Source organism: Ruegeria sp. BHSB056, assembly GCF_059613305.1.
In genome coordinates this window covers 15,819-42,120 of the sequence record NZ_JBXWSG010000026.1, presented here as the reverse complement: position 1 = coordinate 42,120, position 26,302 = coordinate 15,819, and the positions used below count along the sequence as shown (strand labels likewise).

The 26,302-nt window shown below is 55.7% G+C and carries 25 protein-coding genes; 20 read left to right on the top strand and 5 right to left on the bottom strand.

What is annotated here, in order from left to right:
- Positions 1-923: 923 nt before the first annotated feature.
- Together AC2FND_RS09060 and AC2FND_RS09055 are read right to left on the bottom strand one after the other, a co-directional pair.
- Complete coding sequence (locus AC2FND_RS09060) at positions 924-2,033, bottom strand: ParB/RepB/Spo0J family partition protein (RefSeq protein ID WP_496769262.1); 1,110 nt, start codon at positions 2,031-2,033, stop codon at positions 924-926.
- Entirely contained in the window at positions 2,030-3,337 is a 1,308-nt protein-coding gene (locus tag AC2FND_RS09055) for an AAA family ATPase (protein ID WP_496769261.1), read from the bottom strand. The genes AC2FND_RS09060 and AC2FND_RS09055 overlap by 4 nt, the downstream gene beginning before the upstream one ends.
- Positions 3,338-3,806: 469 nt before the next feature.
- Between AC2FND_RS09055 and AC2FND_RS09050 the strand changes: the two genes are divergently transcribed.
- The 6 genes from AC2FND_RS09050 to AC2FND_RS09025 all read left to right on the top strand — a co-directional run bounded on the left by AC2FND_RS09050 (position 3,807) and on the right by AC2FND_RS09025 (position 11,562).
- Positions 3,807-4,490 (top strand): DnaA N-terminal domain-containing protein, encoded by a 684-nt coding sequence (locus AC2FND_RS09050; protein ID WP_496769259.1) that lies wholly within the window; start codon positions 3,807-3,809, stop codon positions 4,488-4,490.
- 121 nt (positions 4,491-4,611) lie between these two features.
- Positions 4,612-5,751 (top strand): aminotransferase class I/II-fold pyridoxal phosphate-dependent enzyme, encoded by a 1,140-nt coding sequence (locus tag AC2FND_RS09045; protein WP_496769257.1) that lies wholly within the window; start codon positions 4,612-4,614, stop codon positions 5,749-5,751.
- A gap of 445 nt (positions 5,752-6,196) precedes the next feature.
- Positions 6,197-7,825, top strand: coding sequence for a peptide ABC transporter substrate-binding protein (locus AC2FND_RS09040; RefSeq protein ID WP_496769255.1), 1,629 nt, complete (start codon positions 6,197-6,199; stop codon positions 7,823-7,825).
- 66 nt (positions 7,826-7,891) lie between these two features.
- Positions 7,892-8,815 (top strand): oligopeptide ABC transporter permease OppB, encoded by a 924-nt coding sequence (oppB, locus tag AC2FND_RS09035; RefSeq protein WP_496769253.1) that lies wholly within the window; start codon positions 7,892-7,894, stop codon positions 8,813-8,815.
- Positions 8,816-8,825: 10 nt separating this feature from the next.
- Positions 8,826-9,755 (top strand): ABC transporter permease subunit, encoded by a 930-nt coding sequence (locus tag AC2FND_RS09030; RefSeq protein ID WP_209507494.1) that lies wholly within the window; start codon positions 8,826-8,828, stop codon positions 9,753-9,755.
- 1 nt (position 9,756) lies between these two features.
- Positions 9,757-11,562: an ABC transporter ATP-binding protein gene (locus AC2FND_RS09025; RefSeq protein WP_496769251.1), complete on the top strand. Its 1,806-nt coding sequence runs from the start codon at positions 9,757-9,759 to the stop codon at positions 11,560-11,562.
- A 92-nt stretch (positions 11,563-11,654) separates the two neighbouring features.
- On the opposite strand, the gene AC2FND_RS09020 is transcribed toward AC2FND_RS09025, so the two are convergent.
- From AC2FND_RS09020 to AC2FND_RS09010, 3 genes are read right to left on the bottom strand one after another with little or no spacing between them, the layout of a single operon-like run.
- A complete protein-coding gene (locus AC2FND_RS09020) occupies positions 11,655-12,716 on the bottom strand; it encodes a YeeE/YedE family protein (protein WP_496769250.1) in 1,062 nt (353 codons plus the stop codon).
- 42 nt (positions 12,717-12,758) lie between these two features.
- Positions 12,759-13,115 (bottom strand): metalloregulator ArsR/SmtB family transcription factor, encoded by a 357-nt coding sequence (locus AC2FND_RS09015; protein WP_480483447.1) that lies wholly within the window; start codon positions 13,113-13,115, stop codon positions 12,759-12,761.
- A 52-nt stretch (positions 13,116-13,167) separates the two neighbouring features.
- Positions 13,168-13,542 (bottom strand): thioredoxin domain-containing protein, encoded by a 375-nt coding sequence (locus AC2FND_RS09010; RefSeq protein WP_209507498.1) that lies wholly within the window; start codon positions 13,540-13,542, stop codon positions 13,168-13,170.
- Between the two features lie 80 nt (positions 13,543-13,622).
- Between AC2FND_RS09010 and AC2FND_RS09005 the strand changes: the two genes are divergently transcribed.
- The 14 genes from AC2FND_RS09005 (at position 13,623) to AC2FND_RS08940 (ending at position 26,301) form a co-directional block, all read left to right on the top strand.
- Entirely contained in the window at positions 13,623-14,363 is a 741-nt protein-coding gene (locus tag AC2FND_RS09005) for a cytochrome c biogenesis CcdA family protein (protein ID WP_496769248.1), read from the top strand.
- A 14-nt stretch (positions 14,364-14,377) separates the two neighbouring features.
- Positions 14,378-14,956, top strand: a complete 579-nt coding sequence (locus tag AC2FND_RS09000) for a thioredoxin family protein (protein WP_480914214.1) — start codon at positions 14,378-14,380, stop codon at positions 14,954-14,956.
- A 131-nt stretch (positions 14,957-15,087) separates the two neighbouring features.
- A complete protein-coding gene (gene soxX / locus AC2FND_RS08995) occupies positions 15,088-15,564 on the top strand; it encodes a sulfur oxidation c-type cytochrome SoxX (protein ID WP_209507501.1) in 477 nt (158 codons plus the stop codon).
- Between the two features lie 46 nt (positions 15,565-15,610).
- Positions 15,611-16,027: a thiosulfate oxidation carrier protein SoxY gene (gene soxY, locus AC2FND_RS08990; protein WP_209507502.1), complete on the top strand. Its 417-nt coding sequence runs from the start codon at positions 15,611-15,613 to the stop codon at positions 16,025-16,027.
- Between the two features lie 34 nt (positions 16,028-16,061).
- A complete protein-coding gene (gene soxZ, locus AC2FND_RS08985; protein ID WP_209507503.1) occupies positions 16,062-16,391 on the top strand; it encodes a thiosulfate oxidation carrier complex protein SoxZ in 330 nt (109 codons plus the stop codon).
- 70 nt (positions 16,392-16,461) lie between these two features.
- Positions 16,462-17,307: a sulfur oxidation c-type cytochrome SoxA gene (gene soxA, locus AC2FND_RS08980; protein ID WP_209507504.1), complete on the top strand. Its 846-nt coding sequence runs from the start codon at positions 16,462-16,464 to the stop codon at positions 17,305-17,307.
- A gap of 87 nt (positions 17,308-17,394) precedes the next feature.
- The gene (soxB, locus tag AC2FND_RS08975) at positions 17,395-19,092 is read left to right on the top strand and encodes a thiosulfohydrolase SoxB (protein ID WP_496769244.1); all 1,698 of its coding nucleotides are present in this window, start codon (positions 17,395-17,397) and stop codon (positions 19,090-19,092) included.
- Between the two features lie 65 nt (positions 19,093-19,157).
- Positions 19,158-20,429: a sulfite dehydrogenase gene (gene soxC, locus AC2FND_RS08970; protein WP_496769242.1), complete on the top strand. Its 1,272-nt coding sequence runs from the start codon at positions 19,158-19,160 to the stop codon at positions 20,427-20,429.
- A complete protein-coding gene (locus AC2FND_RS08965; RefSeq protein ID WP_209507507.1) occupies positions 20,413-21,453 on the top strand; it encodes a c-type cytochrome in 1,041 nt (346 codons plus the stop codon). Before soxC ends, AC2FND_RS08965 begins: the two co-directional genes overlap by 17 nt.
- 2 nt (positions 21,454-21,455) lie before the next feature.
- The gene (locus tag AC2FND_RS08960; protein WP_496769240.1) at positions 21,456-22,163 is read left to right on the top strand and encodes a c-type cytochrome; all 708 of its coding nucleotides are present in this window, start codon (positions 21,456-21,458) and stop codon (positions 22,161-22,163) included.
- Positions 22,164-22,187: 24 nt separating this feature from the next.
- Positions 22,188-23,450, top strand: coding sequence for an FCSD flavin-binding domain-containing protein (locus tag AC2FND_RS08955; protein ID WP_496769238.1), 1,263 nt, complete (start codon positions 22,188-22,190; stop codon positions 23,448-23,450).
- An 80-nt stretch (positions 23,451-23,530) separates the two neighbouring features.
- Complete coding sequence (locus AC2FND_RS08950; protein WP_480488033.1) at positions 23,531-23,965, top strand: DUF302 domain-containing protein; 435 nt, start codon at positions 23,531-23,533, stop codon at positions 23,963-23,965.
- A 1-nt stretch (position 23,966) separates the two neighbouring features.
- On the top strand, positions 23,967-25,190 hold the full coding sequence (gene hemA / locus AC2FND_RS08945) for a 5-aminolevulinate synthase (protein ID WP_496769235.1): 1,224 nt from the start codon (positions 23,967-23,969) through the stop codon (positions 25,188-25,190).
- A 52-nt stretch (positions 25,191-25,242) separates the two neighbouring features.
- A complete protein-coding gene (locus AC2FND_RS08940) occupies positions 25,243-26,301 on the top strand; it encodes a YeeE/YedE family protein (protein WP_496769233.1) in 1,059 nt (352 codons plus the stop codon).
- The last annotated feature ends 1 nt before the right edge of the window (position 26,302 follow it).

The following is a 26,302-nucleotide window of genomic DNA, read 5'->3' as shown; positions in this document are numbered from 1 at the left end:
AGGTACGACACGTCATGTTCCAGGCTGCTCTCGTCGCGAGTCATCACAATCCGCATCTCAAGATCTTCGCAGATCGTTTGCGTGACGCGCGCAAGCCACACAAAGTCATCATCACAGCAGTCGCTAGAAAGCTTGTTACAATCGCGAACGCACTCCTCAAATCTCGGCAAAACTGGTCGGCTCAGACCCCCTGAGAAATACAGTTGCTAGAGCGTTGCAGCTTCTGGATATGTTCGCAAACTCGACCCCATTCAGAGTCGTCAAAGTGGGTCTGAACGATTTGTACCTGAAGGTTTACGGGATGCGGCGTTCGATACATTGTTGATCCTGTTTGATCATGTTGTTCATAAACTTGGACTTGTTCGTTGTAATTTGGCTAAGCAACCAATCCGTCTCAGTGTCTTGTTCACCGCCCCATTATCTGCCGCGGCTGCTTTGCTCTTGCCCACAACCTTGTCCAAAACCTCGTTTGAAGAAGGTGTCTTGGCAATGAAACTGGTTACTGCTGAGCGCCTCTCGCGCTCAGACAGCTAAAGTCAAAGGGTCTTGTAATCCGGGTGGTCTCCGATCGAGATAAATCCATTTTCCACGAACAATTGTCTCGTCCACGCGCCAGGAACTTAGTGAGCGCGTTTTTTCGTTTCCGCTCTTGCTGCGATTATAAGTGAGTACTCTACAACACGCATATTGAAAGATGCGTGGTCCTTCTGCACGAGGTATTCGGCTATGTTCTTTTTCAAATCCAGATGCAACGTGCGCAACGCAGATAGCGACACGCAGCGTAGAATACTGCATCCTTGGAGACATGGCCGACTTTCAGAGCGAACCAAGCTGAAACACCCCAAAGAACTGTGCGCAGGAACCAACGCTGGTTCCTGGACGTTTCTCAAACCAGATAAAAATCCGCAACACACCACTGGATCTTACCCATGGGTAAGATCATCTTCTTCGGGAAGCGCATCGATCAGAGCGGCAATTGCTGCTTCCAGCTTACTGCGATCAACGCGGGTAAAATCCAGATCATACCGCACCTCGATCCTCCCACTAGAGGCAGCGCATTTCGCGATCCCTGCCCTGCCCGAAACTTGAAATGTCGTTTTTGCACGGCGCGGTTTACCTGCGCTGACTGCATCCGACTTTCTTGAAGACGTGGTTTCCGGCTCACCCAAAAAAGACCTGAGAATTGCCACCTCACGCGCGCCATCCCGATCAGGCTCGCTCTTCAGTGTCTCGCTTACCTGCCGAACCAGACCTGGCGTGGCGTCAAATTTTCGCTTCAGCTCAACGCCCACGTTTCGTGGAATGTCGTTCGGGTGGATCAGAACTTTGTCCAGCATCAGCAGCAAACTGGCGAAAGACCGGATATAGCTACGCTTTGTATAGCTGGCTGACTTAAACAGCGTGGAGACCGCTTTGTCGACATCCGGACAGTCATTTGCAGGGTCCTCGGAGTATGCCCGGGCAAGGGCGCCCATTTCCGCAAATGAGATATCCTTTCGGATCAGGTTCTCGTCGACCATACGCCGGTAACTGTTATCCAGATCACCCGCATCAGATATCCCTGCTGGTATTCTGGCGTAGGTTTCGTCACCGGTCTCATCGTACAAGGCACGATAGGCGGACAAGCGGCGCATACCCTGGATCAATTCATACAGCCCGTCTGACCTGCGCTCCAGGCGGATCGGGTTGGACAAACCGATGTCCCGGATCGAATCCTTGAGTTCATCCAGTTCCGGATCAGGACCCGGTTTGCGGTCTCGTGTCAGTTTTTCCGTGACAACGTCTTTAAGCAGCACCCGTTCTGTCACCAGACCTTCGGCTCTCAGCCGCACCAGTTCATGGGCAAGGCGATCGTTTTCTGCGCGGATGGATTGTTCCGTCGATTGCTGATCACGCAAAGCGTCGGCATTTTCCGAAATTGCTGCGGCCATTGGACCGCGCCGTTTTTCAAAAACCTTATCCGGCACCTTTCCAACAGGAATTTCATCCATAGCCGGTATGTCGATATCGAACATTCTCCGCTTGCGGCTCATGCGTCATCCTCCACCTTGTCCCAGGCCGACAACATTACGCCCCGGAATTCCTCATACACATTGTCAAAAGTCGAGCGGGCGCGCCGCCAGGTTTCGCGGGTCATCTCACGGTAATCCATTTCGTAAACCGAACTCAGGAATCGTCCCGACTGCTCCACCGCACGGGTCATTTCCACCGGGTGCTGTGCGACATGCTCGCCAAAGACCTTCTTAAAGGCATCAAACATCGCCAGATGCAGCGCGTTGCCCGGTTCATACCGCGTCAACAGGAACCGCAACTCACAGAAGGCTTTGGGCAACCCAATCTTACCCGTGGGTAAGGTCTTGTCGAACCCATACGCCAGATCTTCCAACGCTTCGGCCAACTGGCCGATGAACGACGTGGTCGAGTCATATTCCCAATATCCGGGCCCAGAAGGGATATAAAGCATGTCAGCGGCAAAGACCGCGTTCATGGACTGGTATCCGATTGCGGGCGGGCAATCGAACAGGATGAGGTCATAGGCGTCATCCGGAATCTGATCCAGATAACGGGACACCGCCGCAAAGAAGGACCATTCAGGATTCAGGTGCCTGTACTGGGCCGACGCAAATTCAACAAAGGCTGCGTTCGCACAGGAAGGTATCGCATCGATCGTCGACCACGAGGTCTTCTTGATGAAATCACCAATTCGCAGGTCACCAAGGCCCATGTCCGTTATCGCGGGCGGCAATTCCCGGCGGGGCAGGGCGGTTCCTGATTCTGCAGCAGCCGGGCGGTTGTTCATACGCTCTGTCTCACGAATGAGATCGCGCGCCATGATCCCCCAAACCGTATAGTCCTCGGTCACGTCTGTCAGGCCCATCGAATGGCTTAATGTTGCCTGAGGGTCGAAATCCACCACGAGGACCCTGTATCCATCCAGGGCGGCCGCATGGGCAAGATGCAGGGCCACGGTCGACTTTCCCGCGCCGCCCTTGAAGTTTGCGACAGCCGCACGAATAGCACGCTTGCCTTCTGGGCGAGGGGGCATCAGGGACTTGCGATTAATCTTGAGCCGTCGCCGCAGCTCATTCACCTCTTCCAGGCTGAACCAGCGCTGACGCCCGTCGGGCTCAACCTCGCCGCCGGGCAGGGATGGGTCGGCTGCAAGCTTTCCGCGAAAGGTCGACTGGTTAACCCGGAAGATCAGTTCGGACACTTCCCAGCTGGAAAACCGGCGGAGCGTTTTCTCCATCTCAGGGCTAAAGGTCTGCTGGCGAATCCACCCCTGCAATTTGAGGGACTGATTGCGCAATGCGTTCAGGTCTTCGTGCGTGTACATGCCTCGGGTCTCGTATTTTGGAACGTAAATTTCTGCTCGTTTTTTATTTACGCTTGATTTGCGCTTTTAGCAAAACAAATTATGATGAGACTACGATCTTACCCACGGGTAAGAAAACAAGGCCTGAAAACACCCTCAGCGATTCGTCGGGCCCAGTCGGTGCAAAAAGTCTAGGACAGCCTTATCAGGCGAGTATTTAGGGGGACGGTTCGGAGCAAATAACCACATATAGGGGGACACAACGACCCAATAAGGGGTCATACAGAATGTCCCCCATCACCATTACTTCACCAAATTTCTTTTCCTTATTTGGGTTTGATCTGCGTAAGATCGCACGACGTTCCAGTCTTTGCTTGACAGAATCGAAGCTTTGGACGCTAATTATCCCAAGATGACGAAAAGCGTTGGCAAACGGCGCAAGATCGGTGGGATACACCCGCCAGAGGCAGACAGAGCGGTGAGAACGGGTATGCAGCTTGCGAAACCGGTCGGGCGAAATGCGCCGGCTTTGAAATATGATATACTGTCTGCACTGACCGTTCATGCGCTGTCAGGCGACAAGCACCGGCAACGAAGTATTCTGCGTATCATTGCGTTGATTACAACCCGCTATAACTGGCGCAACAACGAATTATCCATTGGACGGGAAGAAATTGCGCGCCTGTGGACAGTAAACGAAAGAACCGTAAAGCGCGAAATGGCCAGATTTCGCACATTAGGTTGGGTAACAGTAAAACGGCCCGCTGCGCGGGGTCGTGTTGCCGTTTACGAGATCGATCTGAAGCAAATCCTGATTGACACCGAAGAGGTGTGGCCTGTTATCGGATCGGACTTTCAAGCCCGGATGTCTGACGTGCCAGAACCCGAAACGAATGTCATACCTTTCGCGACCAAACCAAATGCCCCGGAAAGTACCGAAGGGGATGTGTGGTCCCAGGTTCAGGCGATTCTTCACGGGCGTGACCCGGAGTTGTGGGCAAGCTGGTTTCAACATCTGTCCGAAGCTGAAAGGGCAGGGGGGCGTGTTGTTCTTGTCGCACCGTCACGATTCATGGCCGATTATATTTCGCAAAAGTGGTCGGCGCGACTGTTGGCTGCCTACAGCCGTATTGATCCGGGCATCAGGACGGTTCGCGTGGACGCTGCCGAATAACTGTCTTCGCTGTGTAACCAGTGGGATCTCCTGGTTCGATTGACCGGGGAAACAGATACGAGTACCCAACCGAAGCCGGTACGCCGGTATTGACCAGCCCGGCCCACGTAAAGGACGCATCATGGTATCCGAGAATTTTCTTCCCTTTAAGGTCGAACAATTCTTGTCTGACATGGAACATGGCGTGGTTTACAATTTTTCGGAAAGTGGCGTGCACCCCATGTCGTTGAAGGGGTTGGTGGATCTGGCCGAAATCGATCTGGATCAACTACTGGCGACCATGATCGACTATCCGCAAGTCAACGGAAAGCAATCCTTGCGCGAAACCATTGCCGGGTTTTATCCGGGCGCGTCGTCCGATGGAGTCATGGTTACGGTCGGAGCAACGGAAGCCAATACGCTGGTAGCCAATACCGTACTGGGGGCCGGGGAAAACGTTGTGTGTTTTCGCCCGACATACGAGCAGATTTCGGGAAATGCCGTCAATCGTGGGAACGAGGTGCGTTGGGTCAATCTGCTTGAGGCCAACGGTTGGGGCATCGACGCTGAAGCGCTGGACCGCGCTGTCGATGACAAGACGCGTATCATTCATGTGGTCAATCCCAACAACCCGACGGGCCGGGTGTTGAGCGACATCGATCGAGCGCACATCATAGCGGCCGCCAATCGTGTTGGTGCCTGGATCGTCGTCGATGAGGTCTACGCCGGAACCGAGCGGGAAGGGGACATTGAAACACCGTCATTCTGGGGCAGCACAGATCGGGTGCTGGTGGTGAACTCCATGTCAAAGGCCTATGGCTTGCCGGGCTTACGGCTGGGTTGGCTGGTTGGTCCAGAAGACATCATTCAAGAATGCTGGCGACGGCATGAATACGCTTCGATCGCGGCGTCGATGCTGTCAATGGAACTGGCGGATAAGGCACTTGCCGAACCAGCACGGTCCAAGCTGAAAGCCCGTGCGCGGCGTCTGATACGCACCGGGTTCGATGTGCTGACACAGGAATTGGCGCGACACCAAGGTGTGTTTTCTGTTGTACCGCCTCAGGCCTCAGCCATGTCTTTTGTCCGGTTCAACCTTCCTATCGCGTCGGAAGAACTGAGTTTGCGTCTGTTGCGCGAGAAAGATGTGCTGGTCATTCCCGGCTCACGGTTCGGGGTCGAAAACCACTTTCGGTTCAGCTCCGCCCTGCCGGAAGACCACTTGCGAGAGGGGCTGGCAAGGCTCAACGATCTGACCGGTGATATTCTAAACCACGCGTGACGGGTAACGGATCGCAGGATCGTTAAAACGGCGCCGCTGATTCGCGCCGTTTTGGCTTGTCTGAGACCGGAATGCAGACGCCAATCGGGCATGGAGGATGGTTCGGAATCCGCGTGGCTTCACAAAAATGTCACGAAGACTGGTCCAATCCTTAGATAATTGCCGGCACCAAGTCGTTGGAGATATTTCTGCTTATGGTTGCTTGAAAATTCATCAAGGCTTTATCCCCAAGCCAAAAGATGTCACGCTTCGCGGCAGTGAAAGACAACTTTCGCAACTTCTTTACCGACAGAAACCAAGAAAGCTGCGACGCAGTGTTCTTTGCGACTTGGCAAAATCAAAATCGAAATGAACGAAGTCTCAGCGGGCGTCGGTCTAATCCGGCTGCTGTGTGCGTTCCCGATCAAGTGGGGCCGCGCGGCGACGAACATATGGGAGAGAAAACATGAACAGATACATTCGAAACTCAGTGGCGGGGCTTTTGTCTTCGACCATGATCACTGGTGCTGCATTTGCTGCAGGCACGCATCCTGAAACCGGCGAAGCGCTGGCAGACGACCAAACCTTTACCTACCGTATTCTGGACGAGCACAGCTCGGTCGATCCGCAGGTTGTCGAAGACGTTTCCGGTGCTGAGATTGTACGTGACCTGTTTGAGGGGCTGATGAACCAGGATGAGGATGGCAATCTGGTTCCGGGCGTCGCCACAGGCTACACCGTCGATGACAGCAAGAAAGTCTATACCTTCACACTGCGTGACAATGCGAAATGGTCGAATGGCGACCCGGTAACCGCCGGAGATTTCGTTTTCGCCTGGAAACGCGCGGTTGATCCGGCGCTGTCCTCTCCTTACGCGTGGTTCATGGAACTGATGTCGATCGAAAACGCATCAGCGATCATCGCAGGCGAAAAGCCGGTTGATGATCTGGGTGTTAAAGCCATCGATGACACAACCCTGGAAGTCACGCTGAGCGCGCCGCTGCCGTATTTCCCGCAGATGACAACGCATTCGACAACCTTCCCGGCACCTCAGAAGGTGATCGCGGAATTTGGCGATGAATGGACCAAACCCGGAAACATAGTGTCCAATGGCGCGTATGTTCTGACCGAGCACCTGCCACAGGAACGTTCCGTCCGTGAGCGCAACGAGATGTACTGGGACAATGAAAACACCATCATCGACAAGGTTGTGGCACTGGTCATCAATGACGAAAACGTAGCCCTGACCCGCTATCTGGCCGGTGAACTGGACCGGACCGAAGTTCCCGCCGGTCAATTCCCGCGTCTGCAGGAAGAGCATCCTGATGAGGCCATCAGCTTCCCGCGCCTGTGCAACTACTACTACACGTTTAACGTGTCGGACAGCGGCCCTGAAGAATTCAAGGATCCCAAAGTTCGTCAGGCCCTGTCGCTAGCCGTTGACCGGGACATCATCACCAAGAATATCAAGGCCGGTGGCGAGCCGCCCGCGTATACATTCGTGCCAGAAGCAACCGCAGGTTTTACTGTCCCGGTCGTTGAAATGGCATCGATGAGCCAGGCCGAGCGCGATGAGCTGGCCAAGGAACTGCTGGCCGAGGCCGGCTTTGGCGCGGATAACCCTCTGACCTTCTCGATGGTTTACAACACTTCGGAAGCCCACAAGAAAGTTGCCGTAGCGCTGAGCCAGATGTGGAAGCAAAAACTGGGCGCCAATGTGGAACTGGCCAACATGGAATGGAAAGTCTTCCTGGAAGAGCGGGGCAACCAGAACTTTGATCTGGCCCGCGGCGCGTGGTGTGGCGACTATAACGAAGCCTCAACCTTCCTTGACCTGTTGCAGTCGGATTCGGGCTACAACGACGGCAAGTATAACAATGCCCGCGTGGACGAGTTGCTGGCCGAAGCCAAAACTTCGGACGATCCGGCACCGCTGTACACCGAGGTCGAGCGTATTATCGCTCAGGAAACCCCCGTTATCCCGATCTATCACTATGCTGGTGTCTACATGATGGATAGCGATGTCGGAAACTGGCCGGTCAAAAACGTAGAGCAAAACTGGTACTCCAAGAACCTCTACAAAATCGCCGAGTAATCATCTTCTGACCATGACCTGCCCCGAAGTTTTCTTCGGGGCAGCGCCATCTATTGGGGGCATTGAATGCTTGCCTATGTCATTCGGCGGGTCCTGACCGCCATACCGACGATTCTGCTGCTGATCGTCGCCTGCTTCTTCTTGATGCACTATGCGCCCGGTGGGCCCTTTACCTCGGAACGGACATTGCCGCCGCAGGTTCTGGCCAATATCGAGGCGCGGTACGGTCTGGACCAGCCGTTGTGGAAGCAACTCTGGAATTATCTGTACAATATCGTTGTGCATTTCGACTTTGGCCCGTCCTTCAAGTTCAAGGACCGCGATGTGAACGACATCATCGCGCAGGGCTTTCCGATCTCGCTGACCTATGGGTCACTGTCCTTTCTGGTCGCTACTGTGGTGGGTATCGGACTGGGGATTGCCGCCGCAATCCGGCACAACAGCTGGATCGACTACTTTGCGGTTGGGCTGGGGATTGCAGCGCAGGCGCTGCCCAACTTCATCATGGGTCCGATCCTGATCCTGACCTTCACCCTGTGGCTGGGATGGTTGCCCGGCGGCGGGTGGAATGGTGGTCAGTGGCCCTATCTGATCATGCCGGTTATCGCCCTTGCGACATCTTACATGGGATCGATTGCACGGATCACCCGGTCTTCAATGCTGGAGGTTCTGAATTCGAACTTCATCAGAACCGCCCGTGCCAAGGGCCTGCCGACAAGAACCGTGATCTGGCGCCATGCGATGAAGCCGACCTTGCTGCCGGTCGTATCTTATCTGGGGCCGGTGTTTGTCTATGTGCTGACCGGATCCGTCTTTGTTGACATCTATTTCTCGACCGGTGGTCTGGGGCAGGCATATGTCGGCTCGGCCTTGTCACGCGACTATGCTGTGCTGCTTGGGGTTACGATCCTCTATGGCGTTCTGACCGTTCTGGTAAACCTGCTGACCGATCTGGCCTATGCCTGGTTCGATCCGAAGATCCGCTATTGAGGGGCTGGATATGCTAGGAAAATCACAAAAAGCCGCGCATCTGGCCGAAGAAATCACCGATTATACAGCCGTTCAGGGACGTTCTCTCTGGCAGGATGCGCGTATGCGCTTTGTACGAAACAAAGCGGCAATGGCCAGTGTGTTCATTCTGCTGCTTATCGTGTTGTTCACGATCATAGGCCCGTATTTTGCCGTCTGGAGCAATGAAGAGATCGACTGGAATGTCATGGGCGATGTCCGGGGCATGGGAATGCCGTCGATGGAAACGGGTCACTATTTCGGTGTCGACGATCTGGGGCGCGATTTGTACAGCCGCGTCATTCAGGCAACCACGACGTCCTTGCTTGTTGGGTTGATCGGGGCGGCGACCGCTCTGATCGTTGGAACGTGTTATGGCATTACTGCCGGGTACTTTGGCGGGCGGACGGATGGCGCGATGATGCGTTTCGTCGACATCCTTCTGGCTATCCCGACAACTCTGATCATCATCCTTCTGCTGGTTGTTGCCGGGCGATCCTTCTTCACGCTTTTCATCGCACTGGGCGCGGTTGGATGGCTGACCATGTCACGCATTGTGCGCGGGCAGACGCTTGCCCTGAAGAACCGCGAATTCATCGAGGCTGCTCGCGCCGCAGGCGTCAGTGAATTCACGATCATGTACCGCCATATTTTGCCCAATCTGCTGGGTGTCGTGATCGTCTATGCGTCGCTTCTGGTGCCCGAGATGATCCTGACCGAAAGCTTCATCTCATTCCTGGGACTGGGGATCTCCGAACCTTACACGTCGCTGGGAAGGCTGATCGCAGAAGGGGCGGGAACCATGGGCTATGGAACGCTGTGGCAATTGATGTTCCCACTGACATTCTATGTCGCCATTATCATCACGATGTTCTTCATCGGCGATGGTCTGCGTGACGCTTTGGACCCGAAGGACCGCTGATATGAGTCTGTTTTCCGTAAAGAACCTGAGCGTCCGGTTTGACACCCCCGATGGAGTCGTCGAGGCGGTCAAAGACATCAGTTTTGATATCAATCCGGGCGAATGCCTTGGTATCGTCGGTGAAAGTGGATCCGGCAAAAGTCAGACCTTCATGGCCGCAATGGGTTTGCTGCCCCCTGCCGGACATGCCAGCGGGTCAGCCAAGCTGAACGGTCAGGAGATTTTGAACCTGCCGGTGAACAAACTGAACCAGATCCGCGGCGATGATGTCGGCATGATCTTTCAGGATCCTCTGACCGCTTTGACGCCACATCTGAAGATTGGGCAACAAATGCGCGAAGTGCTGCAGGTCCACGAGGGCCTGAAGGGGTCAGCCGCGCGCGCGCGCTGTCTGGAGTGGTTGAACAGGGTGCGCATTCCCGAAGCGGGCCGCCGTCTGGACCAGTTCCCGCACGAATTATCCGGTGGAATGCGGCAGCGTGTGATGATTGCGATGTCGATGCTGTGCAGTCCCAAACTGCTTATTGCGGACGAGCCTACGACGGCGCTGGATGTCACTGTTCAGGCAGACATCCTTGATCTGATGGTTCACCTGCAAAAGGATGAGGGAACCGCGATTGCACTGATCACGCATGACATGGGCGTTGTTGCGCGCATGTGCGACCGGGTTCAGGTCATGCGCATGGGTCAATTCGTCGAAGCCGGCGAAACACGCGCGCTGTTCCGAAATCCGCAACACGAATACACGCGGGCCTTGCTGGAGGCGATGCCCCGGATTGATGCCGGTGACGCGCCGCGCGCTTTGGAAAAGGCCGAAGAACCCCTTCTCAAGGTCGATGACGTCAAGGTTCATTTCCCCATTCATGTCTCTGGCGGGTTGTTCGGGCGCAAGGTTCCGCTGAAAGCTGTCGATGGTGTCAGCTTTGATATTCGCAAGGGCGAAACTCTGGGTGTCGTGGGCGAATCCGGTTGCGGAAAATCGACACTGGCGCGCGCGGTTTTGCAACTGATCGAACCCAGCGCGGGGGGGGTCAGCTGGTTGGGCCATCCGATCGTCGGCTTGAAGCGATCCGAGCTGAACAAGTACCGCAAGGACCTGCAGATCGTGTTCCAAGACCCGTTGGCCAGTCTTGATCCACGCATGACGATTTCAGCGTCGATTGCTGAGCCGCTGAAAACCTACCGCCCCGATCTGACGGACCGGGAACGCAAGCAGATGGTCGCCGCGATGATGGAACGGGTTGGTCTGCAGGCCAACATGATCAACCGTTACCCGCACGAGCTGTCCGGAGGGCAGAACCAGCGCGTCGGCATTGCGCGGGCGATGATCAACAAGCCCAGGCTGATTATCTGCGACGAGGCCGTTTCAGCGCTCGACGTTTCCATTCAGGCCCAGATTGTCGAGCTGCTAAAGGAACTTCAGCAGGAATTTGGCCTGTCGATGATTTTCATCAGCCATGACTTGTCCGTGGTGCGCGCGGTATCGAACCGGATCATGGTCCTGTATCTCGGGCGAATTGTGGAAATGGGTGATGGTGAGGTGATCTGTTCGGAACCGATCCATCCCTATACCAAATCACTGATCTCGGCCGTGCCGATACCAGACCCGGATTTAGAGCGGACGCGGCAGCGCCTCAAACTGCCGGGTGAACTGCCATCGCCGCTGGACCCCAAAGCCGCGTTGCGTTTTTTGCCCAGCCGACTGGTTAACGGTCACAGTGATTATGTTCCAAAGCTGCAGGAAGTCGCTCCAGACCATTTTGTAGCGGAACACGACACACTGGATTCCATCATGGCCAATGGCTGAGAGAAAGGTCTGCTGCAGGTTTTCGGTGCTTGAAACATGCGCCGAAAACCTGCGCAGGGACTGTACGAAGAAACCGTAGCGTGTGGTGGGGCTTAACGCTCGGGAATGAAAGACAATCCTGACACAAGCTGTCGCAGGCCAAGAGCTGCTCCGGCAAAGATCGCCGCAAAAGTTATAGGCGCGCTATAGGCCAGCAGAGAAAAAGCGGAGATGCCTTGCCCGACGCTGCATCCAACCGCAATTATTGCTCCGGGTCCCATTATTGCCGCTCCCAGCATCTGCCGCTTAAGCTCACGTGGATCTTCGCAGGCTTCCCAGCGGAAATGACCTTTTGACCATGATCCGAGGAAAGCCCCAATCAGAACCCCTGAAACCGAACCGACCGCAAACGATAGCGTGTTGCCTGAGGCGGTCATGAGATAGAACACGGTATCACCCAAAGGCGCGGCAAACGTGTGTGTTTGCAAGGTCTCACCGTCAAACCCGTGTGTGGCTACCCAATTGGTGCCAAGCCAGCCTGAAACGACTGCCAATCCGACCGCCGCACCCCAAAAAACCTGCGCAGGTGATTTACGAAAACGGTCATTTGCCAGGGCAAACACTACTATGGCAGAGCCGACAAGCGTTCCTGTAACCCATGCCGGTATCGACGTCAGCCGTTCGGCTAGGTAGCTGACGCTTTGTGGGTTACCGAGATCCATGGCTTCGGGAAAAAGCCAGATCCTGACATAGGCCAGAGGACCGGACATGACCACATATGCGGAAAGGCCCACGATCAGGACAATGACGAATGACCGAAGATCGCCGCCGCCAAGGCGTGCAAGCGCGCCATAGCCGCAGTTTCCGCTGATGGCCATGCCATATCCAAACATCAATCCGCCAATGACCGATCCGATCGGATTCCATGTCTGCGCAATATAGGTCGTGCCGAGCGGGTCAATCCCACCCAACGCCATCCCCAAATGGCTGCCGACAATCGCAACACCAATCGCAACGGCCCACATACGCAGGCGCCGGTCGTCATTTGCATAAAGATAATCTTCTATTGCACCCAAGGTGCAGAACCGCCCGATGCGCGCAGCAAGACCAAGTACAATGCCGCCGACCAGACCGATCAGCGCAACTGTATTTGCGTCTCCCAGAAGTTCGAACATGGCCAGTCTCCTCCCAAAGCTGGCGGTGTTTCTTTCGGGCTTCTACTTGTCCCGACAGAAAAGATTGTAGACGACTTCCAGGATCTGAGTCGACCGGTCGTCCGCCAATCTGTAATAGATCGTTTTGCCTTCGCGCCGTGTCTTGACCAGCCCCTCAAAGCGCAAGCGGGACAATTGTTGGGAAACGGCAGCCTGCCTGGCCGACAGCATTTCCTCCATCTGCGTGACGGATTTTTCTCCAGATGACAAATAGCACAGAATCATCAGCCGCCCCTCATGGCTGATTGCCTTGAGGAAATTGGACGCCGTCTGGGCGTTATCCATCATCCTGTCCAAGTCCTCGTTGCACATGTCCTTGGTGAACACGGGCAGTTTCGACGGTTTGTCCAACACGATCATCTCGCTTTCGTGGCTTCACGTATTCAAAACAGTATATGTAAATCCCGAGGATTTAACCAGAGCTCTCGATCTTAACTCCGGCGTCGCGTAGTAAAACACCCAATAGCCCCCAGAAAAAGTCTTCGCCAGGATAACCTTCGATCCGGCCGATTTCTTGACCGTCCTCCAGCAATACAAAGGTCGGCGTATAGAAAAGGGGCCGATCCAGGGTAATCCCTTCGGGCGTGGTTGCGTGGATATCCGTTCGTTGCAATGGGGCAGCTTTACCTTCGGCTGTCAGCGGGTAGATCCCGGATATTTCGGCGTCCCAGCGGGCGCACCACATGCACCCGTCTTCTTCGGCCATCAGCAATACCATTTCGGCCCGCGACGCAGCAGGCCAGGCCAGCAGTGTGACTACGAATAATGTCTGCAACACGTGACGCATCAAAAGCTCCGATTGACCTGGGTGACACATCTTTACTATTTTGAATGTGTGAATAGTAACCTGTCAGGACGGATTTGACCATGCTCGACATCACGGTTGCAGGGGCTCTGATCGCGGGGCTTTTGTCTTTCCTGTCCCCCTGCATTCTGCCCATTGTCCCGTTCTACCTCAGCTATCTGGCGGGCGTCGGGATGGAGCAGATTTCGGCCGGTTCGGCGATCACCCCGGATGTTCGCCGCCGGGCGACCCTGTCAGCGATTGCTTTTGCTGCAGGGATCATCACGGTCTTCATGGCGCTTGGGGCCACGGCGTCGATCTTTGGTCAGCTGGTTCGCGCGTATTTCGACATTCTGCGATGGATCGCTGCGCTCATCATCATCGCGATGGGCCTGCATTTTCTGGGTTTTTTCCGCATCGGGTTCCTGTATCGACAGTTTCGTGCAGATATCGGCGAGACGACAAATGTAAGCGTGATCGGGGCATATGTTCTGGGGCTGGCTTTTGCCTTTGGCTGGACGCCTTGCGTCGGGCCGGTCCTGGCGGCGATCCTGTTCACAGCGGCCGGAACCGAGACCGCCTGGCGTGGTGCCGTGCTTTTGTTCGTCTATGGGGTTGGCATGACAGCGCCGTTTGTTCTGGCAGCCTTTCTGGTTCGGCCCTTCATGCAATGGATGGCACGTTTCCGGAAACATCTGGGAATGATTGAAAAGGCGATGGGTGTCTTACTGATTCTTTTTGGCATCCTGATCGCAACCAATTCCATAAATCTAATCGCGCAATGGATGCTGGATCACATGCCTTGGCTGGCGGCCATTGGCTAATTCGGGAGAACACCATGAAACGGATAGTATTGTTCTTGATTGCAGGGCTGTTTGCTGGGGCGGTTTCCGCAGCTGAACTGGGGGATGACGGCCTGCATAAAACGCCGTGGATGCGAGACACGTTCAAAGACCTTCGTGAAGACCTTGAAGAGGCGAGGGGGGAAGGCAAGCGGCTGGTTCTGTTCATTGAACAACAGGGCTGCATCTACTGCAAAAAGATGCATGAAGAGGTTTTCCCGCAACCCGACCTGTCTGCGTATATCGAAGAAAACTTCTTTGTCGTTCAGCTGGACTTACACGGAAGTACGATGGCCACCGATTTTGACGGAGAAGAAGCCGAGCAAAGATCACTGATGCGCAAATGGGGGATTCTGTTCACCCCTACATTGGTTTTCTTACCGGAGGACGTGTCAGAGGATGCCACAGCAATCGAAGCGGCCGTTGCGGTCATGCCCGGGGCGTTCTCGAAGGGAACGACCCTCGATCTTTTTACCTGGGTCAATGAAAAACGGTACGAGCTTGATAACGGGGAAGATTTTCAACGGTATCACGCGCGCCGCATTCAAGAGAGAAACAATGTTTCGCAAGATTGACGTGTTGCAATATAAATAAAAAAATTCATTAAGATGAATTTAATGTTGCGATGAACCCTGCCCGTCGACTACGGTACACAGAGGCTTTGGGTCGCAAAGCGCCATCGGCGCGGTAGCAAATGGGAGGGATCATGAAGCTGAGACACTTGACTTTGGCTTGTATCATAACAGGCAGTGCCGCCATCGCGGCAGAAACAGGACCAAAAGACGTACAGTTCGACGATTATGGTGCGATCGAGGCTTCATTGACCGGCGTCGCCGGCGATGCGGCAAACGGTGCGGTCATCGTGGGCGAGAAATCCAAGGGCAACTGTGTGGCCTGTCATCAGGTCACGGCTTTGGCGGATATTCCGTTCCATGGCGAAGTCGGTCCTCTGCTGGATGGGGCCGGGGATCGGTGGTCCGAGGCGGAGCTTCGAGGACTGGTCGCAAATGCCAAGATGACGTTTGACGGAACGGTCATGCCGGCTTTCTACAAGGATGACGGCTATATCCGCCCGGGCGACGCCTATACGGGCAAAGCCCCATCAGGGCCTTTGACGTCAATCCTGACTGCACAGGAAATTGAGGACGTCGTCGCGTTCCTCGCAACCCTTAAAGAACAATAATCACGCTTTCAGGCGTGAATTCGTGAGGATCCAAAGGAGATTGAAAATGGAATTTTCTCGTCGCGAGACTCTGGCTCTTGGTCTGGGCGCTGCGGTCCTGACCCTGATGCCGTTCCGCGCAAATGCGGCTGCGGAAGACGCGATAGCCGCGTTTACTGGCGGTGCAGACATGGCCGATGGCGGTGTGACGCTGACGGCGCCGGAAATTGCCGAGAACGGAAATACCGTTCCGATCGAAGTCAGCGCGCCGGGTGCGGCAGCAATTCTGATCGTAGCGGCTGGAAACCCCGAGCCCGGCGTTGCCACGTTCAACTTTGGCCCGCTGGCTGCTGCGCAGGCGGCTTCGACCCGCATTCGTCTTGCAGGAACGCAAGATGTCATTGCTGTGGCCAAAATGGCTGATGGTAGCTTTGCCAAAGCTTCGGCAACCGTAAAAGTGACAATTGGCGGCTGCGGCGGCTGATCGCCACGCGCCCTGAAGAACAGGAGAACAACCAATGGCATCCGGTGTAAAACCCCGCGTCAAGGTTCCAAAAACAGCCGCTGCTGGCGAAGCAATCACGATCAAAACGCTGATCAGCCACAATATGGAAAGTGGCCAGCGTAAGGATAAGGAAGGCAACGTCATTCCGCGTTCGATCATCAATCGGTTCACCTGCGAATTTAACGGAGAACTGGTGATAGACGTGACGATGGAGCCGGCGATTTCGACAAACCCGTATTTTCAGTTCGATGCAACCGTGCCTGAAGCCGGGGAATTCGTTTTCACCTGGTATGACGATGACGGGTCCGTTTACGACACAAAAAAACCGATCGAGATCGCCTGACGGCTCGACCGTAACGGCAGATCAGCGCCGGTGGTAAAAACCTGCGCTGATCACCCAAGGGAGGAACGCAATGAATAAAAAAGCACTCACGGCGATCGCGGCAGTTCTGGCTTTCCCGGTTTCAGTGGCAGCTGGACCTGACGAAGACAAGCTGGTGATCAACGAAGAACTGGAAATGGTTTCGGTGACCGAGGCCCCGGCCCATGTCGAGAACTTCGATACGATCTACTCGGGGTGGCATTTCAGGACCGATGAAACGCAGGCGTTGCAGATCGACGATTTCGACAACCCGGCTATGATCTTTGTCGACCAGGCCGCTGATCTTTATGAGGCTGTCGATGGCGCGGCTGGCAAAAGTTGCTCTTCGTGCCACGATGATGTGGAAAGCTTCAAAGGGCTGCAAGCGTCCATGCCGAAGGTCGATGCGGAAACCGGCAAGCTGGTTGTGATGGAAGATCTGATCAACAAGTGCCGTACGGAACGCATGGAAGCAGATGCGTGGAAATGGTCTGGTGCCGATATGCAGGGCATGGTCGCGCTGATTGCCTTTCAGTCACGAGGGCTGCCCATGAATGTCGCCATTGACGGCGATGCTGCCCCATATTGGGAGCAAGGCAAGGAAATGTACTACACCCGATATGGTCAGCTGGAGTTGAGCTGCGCCAACTGTCACGAAGACAATTGGGGCAACATGATCCGGGCCGACCATCTGAGCCAGGGGATGATCAACGGTTTCCCGACTTATCGTCTGAAGCAGGCCAAGCTGATCTCGCGTCACAACCGCTTCCGCGGCTGTATTCGTGATACACGCGCTGAAACCTTTGCCGAAGGTTCCGACGAATTCCGGGCGCTGGAGCTTTATGTAGCATCGCGCGGCAACGGCCTTTCGGTCGAAACGCCGGCCGTGCGTCAGTAACAAAGAACCCGCGCCGGGATTTCCGGGCGCGGGTTTTTCATTTCTGCCACATTCACACATTTATATGTGAAATAGGAAAGCCAACAGATGATATCGCGACGTGATTTTCTACAGGTCTCCATGGCGGCCTCAGCGCTGTACGGGGCAACCGGTTTCGGGAACTGGGCAAGGCTGGCGGCCCAGCAAAGCCTGACCCAGGACCAGTTGCTGGAATTTGAGACCTTCGGAAATATCAGCCTGATTCATATCACGGATATCCACGCGCAGCTCAAACCGATTTACTTCCGCGAGCCCGAGGTCAACCTGGGCATCGGAGACGCGCGCGGGCAAATGCCGCATGTGACGGGGGCCGCATTTCGCAAGGCTTACGGGATCGAAGATGGCAGCCCGTCCGCCTATGCGCTGACCTACAATGACTTTGCTGCATTGGCGAAGACCTATGGCCGCGTCGGAGGGCTTGACCGGGTCTCGACCGTTATCAACGCCATCCGTGCCGACCGGCCAGATGCGCTGTTGCTGGATGGGGGCGACACCTGGCATGGCTCGTATACCTGCTATCAGACAGCGGGTCAGGACATGGTCAACGTGATGAATGCACTCAAGCCCGATGCGATGACATTCCATTGGGAGTTCACGTTGGGCAGCGAGCGGGTCAACGAGATCGTTGAGGGTTTGCCTTTTGCGGCGCTGGGTCAGAATATCTTTGACGCGGAATGGGATGAACCTGCGGAGCTTTTCAAGCCCTACAAGTTCTTTGAACGCGGCGGGGCCAAGGTTGCCGTCATCGGACAGGCTTTCCCCTATATGCCAATTGCCAACCCCAGTTGGATGTTCCCGGAGTACTCGTTCGGGATCCGGGATGAGAACATGCAGGCCATGGTGGACGAGGTGCGCGACGCAGGTGCCGATGTGGTCGTCGTCCTCAGCCATAACGGCTTTGACGTGGACAAAAAAATGGCGAGCCGTGTTCAAGGGATTGACGTAATCCTGAGCGGTCACACCCATGACGCTTTGCCTGAACCGGTTCTGGTCGAAAAGACGCATATCATCGCGTCCGGCTCGAACGGCAAATTCGTCAGCCGCGTTGATCTGGACGTGCGGGATGGCCAGATGATGGGGCTGAAGCACAAGCTGATCCCGATCTTTTCAGACGTCATCGCACCTGATCCGGCACTCACGGCCGTGATCAACGAACAGCGTGCACCATATGATGCGGCACTAAGCGAAGTGATCGGCAAGACGGACTCGCTGCTTTATCGGCGCGGAAACTTCAATGGCACGTGGGACGATCTGATCTGCGATGCACTGATCAGCGAGCGCGAGGCAGACATTGCCATGTCGCCGGGTGTGCGCTGGGGTCCGTCGATCCTGCCCGGTCAGGAGATCACGCGTGAGGATATCTGGAACGTCACTTCGATGTCCTATCCGAATGCGTATCGTACGGAAATGACGGGTGAATTCATTCACGTGATCCTCGAGGATGTTGGCGACAACCTGTTCAACCCCGATCCCTATTACCAGCAGGGTGGCGACATGGTGCGTGTCGGCGGCCTTGGGTACCGTATCGATGTTACCAAACCGCAAGGGCAGCGGATCAGCGACATGACCCTGCTCAAGACAGGTGAGGCGATTGATCCGGAGAAATCCTATGTTGTGGCCGGTTGGGCCAGCGTCAACGAGGGCACCGAAGGCCCGCCCATCTGGGATGTCGTCGAAAACCACATTCGTAATCAGGGCACCGTCACCGTCGAGCCGAATACATCGGTCGAGGTGATCGGAGCCTGACAGCGCGAACCGAATGTCAAACATTGAATACAAGATTTGCTGATCGAATGACGGAGGCAAACAAAATGAGCGAGAATCCAAGGGCAAAAGCCCCATCGCGTCGCCAGTTTCTAAGCGGTGCTGCCGCGGTTGGCGTAGGTGCGGTCGGTGCCTCGGCGGCGCGCGCCGCAGGCCCTGACCCGCTGATCACTCAGGTTCAGGAATGGGCACAGGCAACGGGCGAAGGCGTGGATGCAACCCCCTACGGCCTGCCAATCCAATTCGAGAGTGATGTCGTGCGGCGCAACGTCGAGTGGTTGACCGCAGACACGATCAGTTCGATCAATTTCACGCCGATCCACGCGCTGGATGGCACGATCACCCCGCAGGGATGCGCGTTCGAGCGGCACCATTCGGGTGCGATCGAGCTGAGCAAGGCGGACTACCGTCTGATGATCAACGGTCTGGTCGAAACTCCGCTGATTTTCACATATGAAGATCTGGAACGTTTCCCGCGCGAGAACCGTATCTATTTCTGCGAATGCGCTGCCAATACCGGTATGGAATGGGCCGGTGCGCAGCTCAACGGCGCGCAGTTCACGCATGGAATGATCCACAACATGGAATACTCCGGTGTGCCGCTGCGCACTCTGCTGGAAGAGGTCGGGGTAAAGCCCGAAGGCAAATGGGTTTACGTCGAAGGCGCGGATGCTTCCTCGAATGGTCGCTCGATCCCGCTGGAAAAGGCGATGGATGACGTACTTGTAGCATTCAAAGCCAATGGTGAGGCTTTGCGCAAAGAACACGGTTATCCCGTTCGTCTTGTCGTTCCCGGCTGGGAAGGCAACATGTGGGTCAAGTGGCTGCGCCGGGTCGAGGTCACCGAGATGGCTATCGAAAGCCGCGAAGAGACATCCAAGTATACGGATACTCTCGAAGACGGAACATCACGCAAGTGGACATGGGTCATGGACGCCAAATCGGTCGTCACATCGCCCAGCCCGCAAGCGCCGATAACCCATGGACCCGGGCCGTTGGTGATCACCGGGTTGGCCTGGTCCGGGCGGGGCTCGATTACCGGCGTCGACGTGTCGATGGATGGTGGCAAGAACTGGGTTCCGGCCCGTCTGGCGGCGCCCGGAACAGACAAGGCGCTGACCCGGTTTTATCTGGACCATAACTGGGACGGTTCAGAGATGCTGTTGCAGGCCCGCGCCAAGGATTCGACCGGTTACGTCCAACCCAGCAAAGCTCAGCTGCGGGATGTGCGAGGCGAGAACTCGATCTACCACAACAATTGTATCCAGACCTGGTGGATCAAGGAAAATGGAGAGGCGGAAAATGTCGAAGTATCGTAAGCTATTGGCCGCCTCGGCCCTTGGGTTGTGCGTGGCGGTTCCAGCCCATGCAGACAAGCTAGGGCTTGGGCGCCCTGCGTTGCCCGAAGAAATCGCGGCATGGAACCACGACATTGCACCTGACGGAACCGGATTGCCCGAAGGTTCCGGCGACGTGTTCACCGGCGAAGAGGTCTTTGCCGAACGGTGCGCGATCTGTCATGGCGATTTTGCTGAAGGTGTGGACAACTGGCCGAAACTGGCGGGCGGCGAGGGCACGCTTGCAGATAAGGACCCGCTGAAAACAGTGGGCTCCTACTGGCCGCACCTTTCGACGGTATGGGACTATGTGAACCGTTCGATGCCGTTTGGAGACGCACAATCGCTGGAGCCTGACGACGTTTACGCGATTGTCGCCTATATCCTGTATTCCAATGACATCGTTGATGATGAGTTCACGCTGTCACACGAAAATTTCCTTGAAGTGGAAATGCCGAATGCCGGGGGTTTCATCGTGGATGACCGCGAAACAGCCGAGGCGCATTTCTGGACGGATGAGCCATGCATGACGGATTGCAAAGAAGGTGTGGAAATCACCATGCGCGCCGCCGTTCTGGATGTAACACCTGACGAAGCCGGGGCTGACAGCGCGGAGCCGGCATCTGTTTCAGAGGAAGCATCCGTCGAGGTCGAAGAAACCGCTGAAGACACAGCGGCACTTGATCCCGAAATGATCGAAAATGGCGAAAAAGTTTTCAAGAAGTGCAAGTCATGCCATCAGGTCGGCGAAGGGGCCAAGCATCGCACGGGTCCGGCATTGAACGGCGTTGTCGGTGCCAATGCGGCGGCTGTCGAAGGCTTTAAGTACTCCAAGGCCATGAAAGCTGCCGCCGAGGATGGCTTGATCTGGACGGATGAAGAGATGGCCGCGTTTCTGGCCAAGCCTAAAGCCTACATGAAGGGGACACGTATGTCCTTTGCCGGGCTCAAGAAACAGGATGATATCGACGCGGTCATCGTTTACCTGAAATCTTTCGGCAGCTGATCATGCGGTGGCGGGGGGCAACAGGTGTCATATTTGCTGCGAGTATTCTGGCAACAGCTGCTGCCGCGACCGAGGACTTGGGCGATGCAGCAGCTGGCAAGCTTGTGTTTGCCCAATGCGAAGGATGCCATCAGGTCGGCGCGGGCGCTGAAAACAGGATCGGTCCGCACCTGAATGGTGTATTTGGCCGCCGGGCTGCCGGGCTTGAGGAGTTCAACTATTCCAAAAGCCTGATCCGTGCGGGTACTTCGGGGCTGGAATGGCACGCCGATACATTGTCGGCTTACATTGAAAACCCCCGCGCCTTCGCATCCGGAACCAGAATGAGCTTTCGCGGGCTCGAGAACCCGGAAGACCGGGCCAATGTAATTGCCTACTTGCGTGTGTTTTCCGACAACCCGCAAGACATCCCCGAAGCCGACCCAACAGCAAAGGGAACGGACCATTCAGTCAATCCCGAAATCCTCGCGATCCAAGGTGATCCCGAATATGGCGAATACCTGAGCAGCGAATGCACGACATGCCACCAGATAGAGGGTGGCGATGATGGGATTCCTTCGATCGTTTACTGGCCCGACCAGGATTTTGTTGTCGCCATGCACGCCTACAAGGACAAGCAGCGGCCCCATCCCGTCATGCAGATGATCGCGGGCCGCCTGAGCAACGATGAGATCGCAGCACTGGCCGCTTACTTCAACAATCCACAGTGACAATGCCTAAGGGGAGGAAACGCGATGACACTCAACAGACGGACATTTCTGGGAACCGCAGGGGTACTTGCCGCCGGGCTGTCGGCCCCGATGGTGCTGGCGCAGGGCAAGCCCCGTGTTGTGGTGATCGGGGGCGGGGCAGGCGGCGCAACCGCGGCCCGCTATATCGCCAAAGACAGCAAGGGTGAGATTGATGTCACCCTGATCGAGCCGTCCAGAACATATTACACCTGTTTTTTCTCGAACCTGTATCTGGGCGGGTTTCAAGAGCTTTCGGACATTGCGCACAGCTATGGCACGCTTGCTGCAAAATACGGTATCAACGTTGTTCACGATTGGGCTGTGGGCGTCGACCGCGACGCCAAAACTGTCTCATTGGCGGGTGGCGGATCCATTCCTTATGACAAATTGATCCTGAGCCCGGGTATCGACTTTGTCGACGGCGCGGTCGAGGGGTGGGATGTAACTGCACAGAACAAGATGCCGCATGCGTATAAGGCGGGCTCTCAAACCGAGCTGTTGAAGGCGCAGGTTCTGGCGATGCCCGAAGGCGGAACCTTTGCGATGGTCGCGCCGCCGAACCCGTACCGTTGCCCGCCCGGACCTTATGAGCGGGTTTCGATGGTTGCGCATGTTCTGAAGGCGAACAATCCGACAGCGAAAATCATCATTGCTGATCCGAAAGCCAAATTCTCCAAGATGTCTTTGTTCCAAGAGGGGTGGGCCGACCACTACGAAGGCATGATCGACTGGATCGGAGAGGATTTTGGCGGCGGCAATGTCTCGGTCAATCCGGATGCCATGACGGTGACCATCGACGGTGAAGAAACCAAGGTCGACGTCTGCAACGTGATCCCGGCCATGAAAGCCGGGCGTATTGCGGAAATGGCCGGTGTAACCGATGGCAACTGGGCACCGGTGAACGCGGCGGACATGTCATCGAAAGCTGATCCTGACATCTATGTTCTTGGTGATGCCAGCCAGCAAGGCGACATGCCGAAATCCGGTTTTTCGGCCAACAGCCAGGCGAAAGTCTGTGCCAACGCCGTTCGTGGTGCATTGACCGGATCAAAGATCTTCCCGGCAAAGTTCTCGAACACGTGCTGGTCGCTCATTGATACGGATGACGGGGTCAAGGTCGGTGCGACTTATGAGGCGACGCCTGAAAAAATTGCCAAGGTGGATGGCTTTATCAGCCAGACCGGCGAGGATTCCGACCTGAGAAAAGCAACCTACCAAGAGTCGCTGGGTTGGTATGCTGGTATCACATCGGACATGTTCGGCTAAGAAACGCCAAGGCTTTGACCGGTGTCAAAGTCTTGGCGGTGAAATCTGAAGAAATGTGGTTCAGGAGGAGGAACATCATCATGAAACACTTTATCGCATCAGCCGCACTTTCAGTTGTATTGGCAAACCCGGTTATTGCTGAGGAGGTCATTGCCGTTCCCTTTGACGGGAGCTTTGATGATGCAACCTTTGCCGTTGAATCAGCAATTGTTGGGCAGGGGCTGGTTATCGATTATGTGAGCCATGTTGGTGACATGCTGAATCGGACGGGGGCGGATGTCGGCAGCGACAAGCAGATTTTCACAGCCGCTGAAATATTTATCTTCTGTTCCGCAAAGCTCTCGCGCGAGATGATGGAGGCCGACCCGATGAATATCGGCTATTGCCCCTACGGGATCTTTGTGGCCGAGGACGAAGGCGGTGTCAAAGTGGGCTACCGAAGCTATCCTGACGGACCGATGGAGAAAGTCGAAGCCCTGTTGGCCGGTATTGTAGAAGAAGCCGTTGGAAACTGACATGGACTACCAACAGTATTTTCGTGACCAGCTGAGGCAATTGCAGGACGAAGGAAATTACCGGGTCTTCGCCGAGCTTGAGCGTCATTGCGGAGTATTTCCAACTGCACACAACCACGCAGAAAACGGACCTGAGAAAGTTACGGTCTGGTGCTCGAACGATTATCTGGGAATGGGTCAGCATCCAAAGGTCCTGGCGGCCATGCACCGGGCGATTGATGGCTGTGGCGCAGGGGCTGGCGGGACCCGGAATATTTCGGGGACCACCCATGAACATGTTCTGCTTGAGCAGGAGCTTGCAGATCTGCATGGCAAGGAAGCAGCGCTGCTTTTTACGTCCGGGTATGTTTCAAATTGGGCTGCATTGGGAACTCTGGCCTCGCGAATTCCCGGTATCACGGTTCTGTCCGACGAATTGAACCACGCATCGATGATCGAGGGTATCCGCCACAGTCGTTGCGCAAAGCGGGTCTGGAAGCATAACGATTTGAAGGACCTTGAACGACATCTCATGGAACTGCCGTTCAACGCGCCAAAACTGATCGCGTTTGAAAGTGTGTATTCGATGGATGGCGATATCGCACCGATTGCCGAAATCTGCGATCTGGCGGATCGGTACGGCGCGATGACCTATCTGGACGAGGTTCATGCAGTAGGGCTTTACGGCCCGCGCGGTGGCGGCATTGCCGAACGCGAAGGGTTGATGGATCGCCTGACGGTCATCGAAGGCACGTTGGGCAAAGCGTTCGGCGTGGTAGGTGGATACATCGCGGCGTCAAAGGAACTTGTCGACTTTGTCCGTTCCTTTGCCAGCGGGTTTATCTTTACCACCGCATTGCCCCCGGCCGTCGCCGCCGGCGCAGCAGCATCCGTTCGGCACCTAAAGCAAAGCAATGCGGAACGGTGTTTGCATCAGCAACGCGTAAGCGAGGTTCGAGGCAGGCTGGACGCTTTGGGCATTCCGCACACGCCCAACCCAAGCCATATTATCCCGGTCGTGGTCGGTGACCCGGTCAAGTGCCGCTTCATCTCGGATGTTCTGATGCGCGACTATGGGATTTATATCCAGCCGATAAACTATCCCACTGTCCCGAAAGGCACCGAACGTCTTCGGATCACACCGTCGCCTGTACATTCGTCAGAAGATGTGACCCGGTTGGTCGAGGCATTGGGTGCGTTGTGGACACAGTGTCAGCTTGCGCGCAAGCCAATGGCTGCACAGTGAGAACTTGACGAAAGGCAAAGACGGGCACGTAAAAAGGTGAGAGTTTTTGTCTATGGAACGCCTCATCGAACTGCTGGGAGATTCGGGCACATTGGCTGTCGCCGGTTTGCTTGTTGGCATCCTGTTCGGAGTTACCGCTCAGAAATCTCATTTCTGTTTGCGGGCATCCACTGTTGAAGTCGCCGAGGGCGAACTTGGGCCCCGTCTGGCCGTCTGGCTGATCGCATTCACGTCGGCGCTGACCCTGGTTCAGGGGTTCGTTTCGATTGAATGGCTGGATTTGTCCGGGGCGCGTTCGATTGCGTCAACAGGCAGCCTGAGCGGGGCGGTGATCGGCGGTCTTATGTTTGGCGTCGGAATGATTTTGGCGCGCGGATGCGCGTCGCGCCTGTTGGTGTTGGCCTCATGCGGCAATCTGCGGGCAATGGTGACGGGGTTGGTTCTGACGTTGGTCGCGCAAGCGGCTTACACAGGTGTGCTCAGCCCCGCGCGCGAGGCGCTGTCCGGTCTTTGGACGATCACTGGTGGCAATGCGCGCGACCTTTCGGCACTACTTGGGTTTTCGCCTATCGCATACACAGTCTTTGCCGCAGGAACATTTGTTCTGGCCGTTGCCTTTGCAGTGCGCCAGCAGGTGACAATGACAAGGATTGTCACGGCAGCCGGAGTTGGTGTCGCCGTGGCGCTTGGCTGGTTGATGACATTTGCGATTGCACAAGCCTCCTTCGAAGTCGTGCCGGTGTCTTCGGTCACGTTCACCGGCCCGGCAACGGATACATTGATGGCGCTGGTGGCCGAGCGGAACGTTGCGCTGTCCTTTGGCATTGGTCTGGTTCCGGGCGTTGCAATTGGCGCCGCTGTTTCTGCCGTTCTTTCCGGCGAGTGGAAGATCGAACAGTTCGGCCCGGATACTCCGATGGAGCGTTACCTTGTCGGGGCGGTCTTGATGGGCTTTGGTGCAATGTTGGCAGGTGGCTGCGCCGTTGGTGCCGGATTGTCCGGGGGATCGGCCTTGTCGCTGACTGCGTGGCTTGCCGTCTTCTCGATGTGGGTTGGGGCCGTCGCCACCCATCGGATGATGATGCGAATGCCCGTTCTTCGACGGTCCTGAC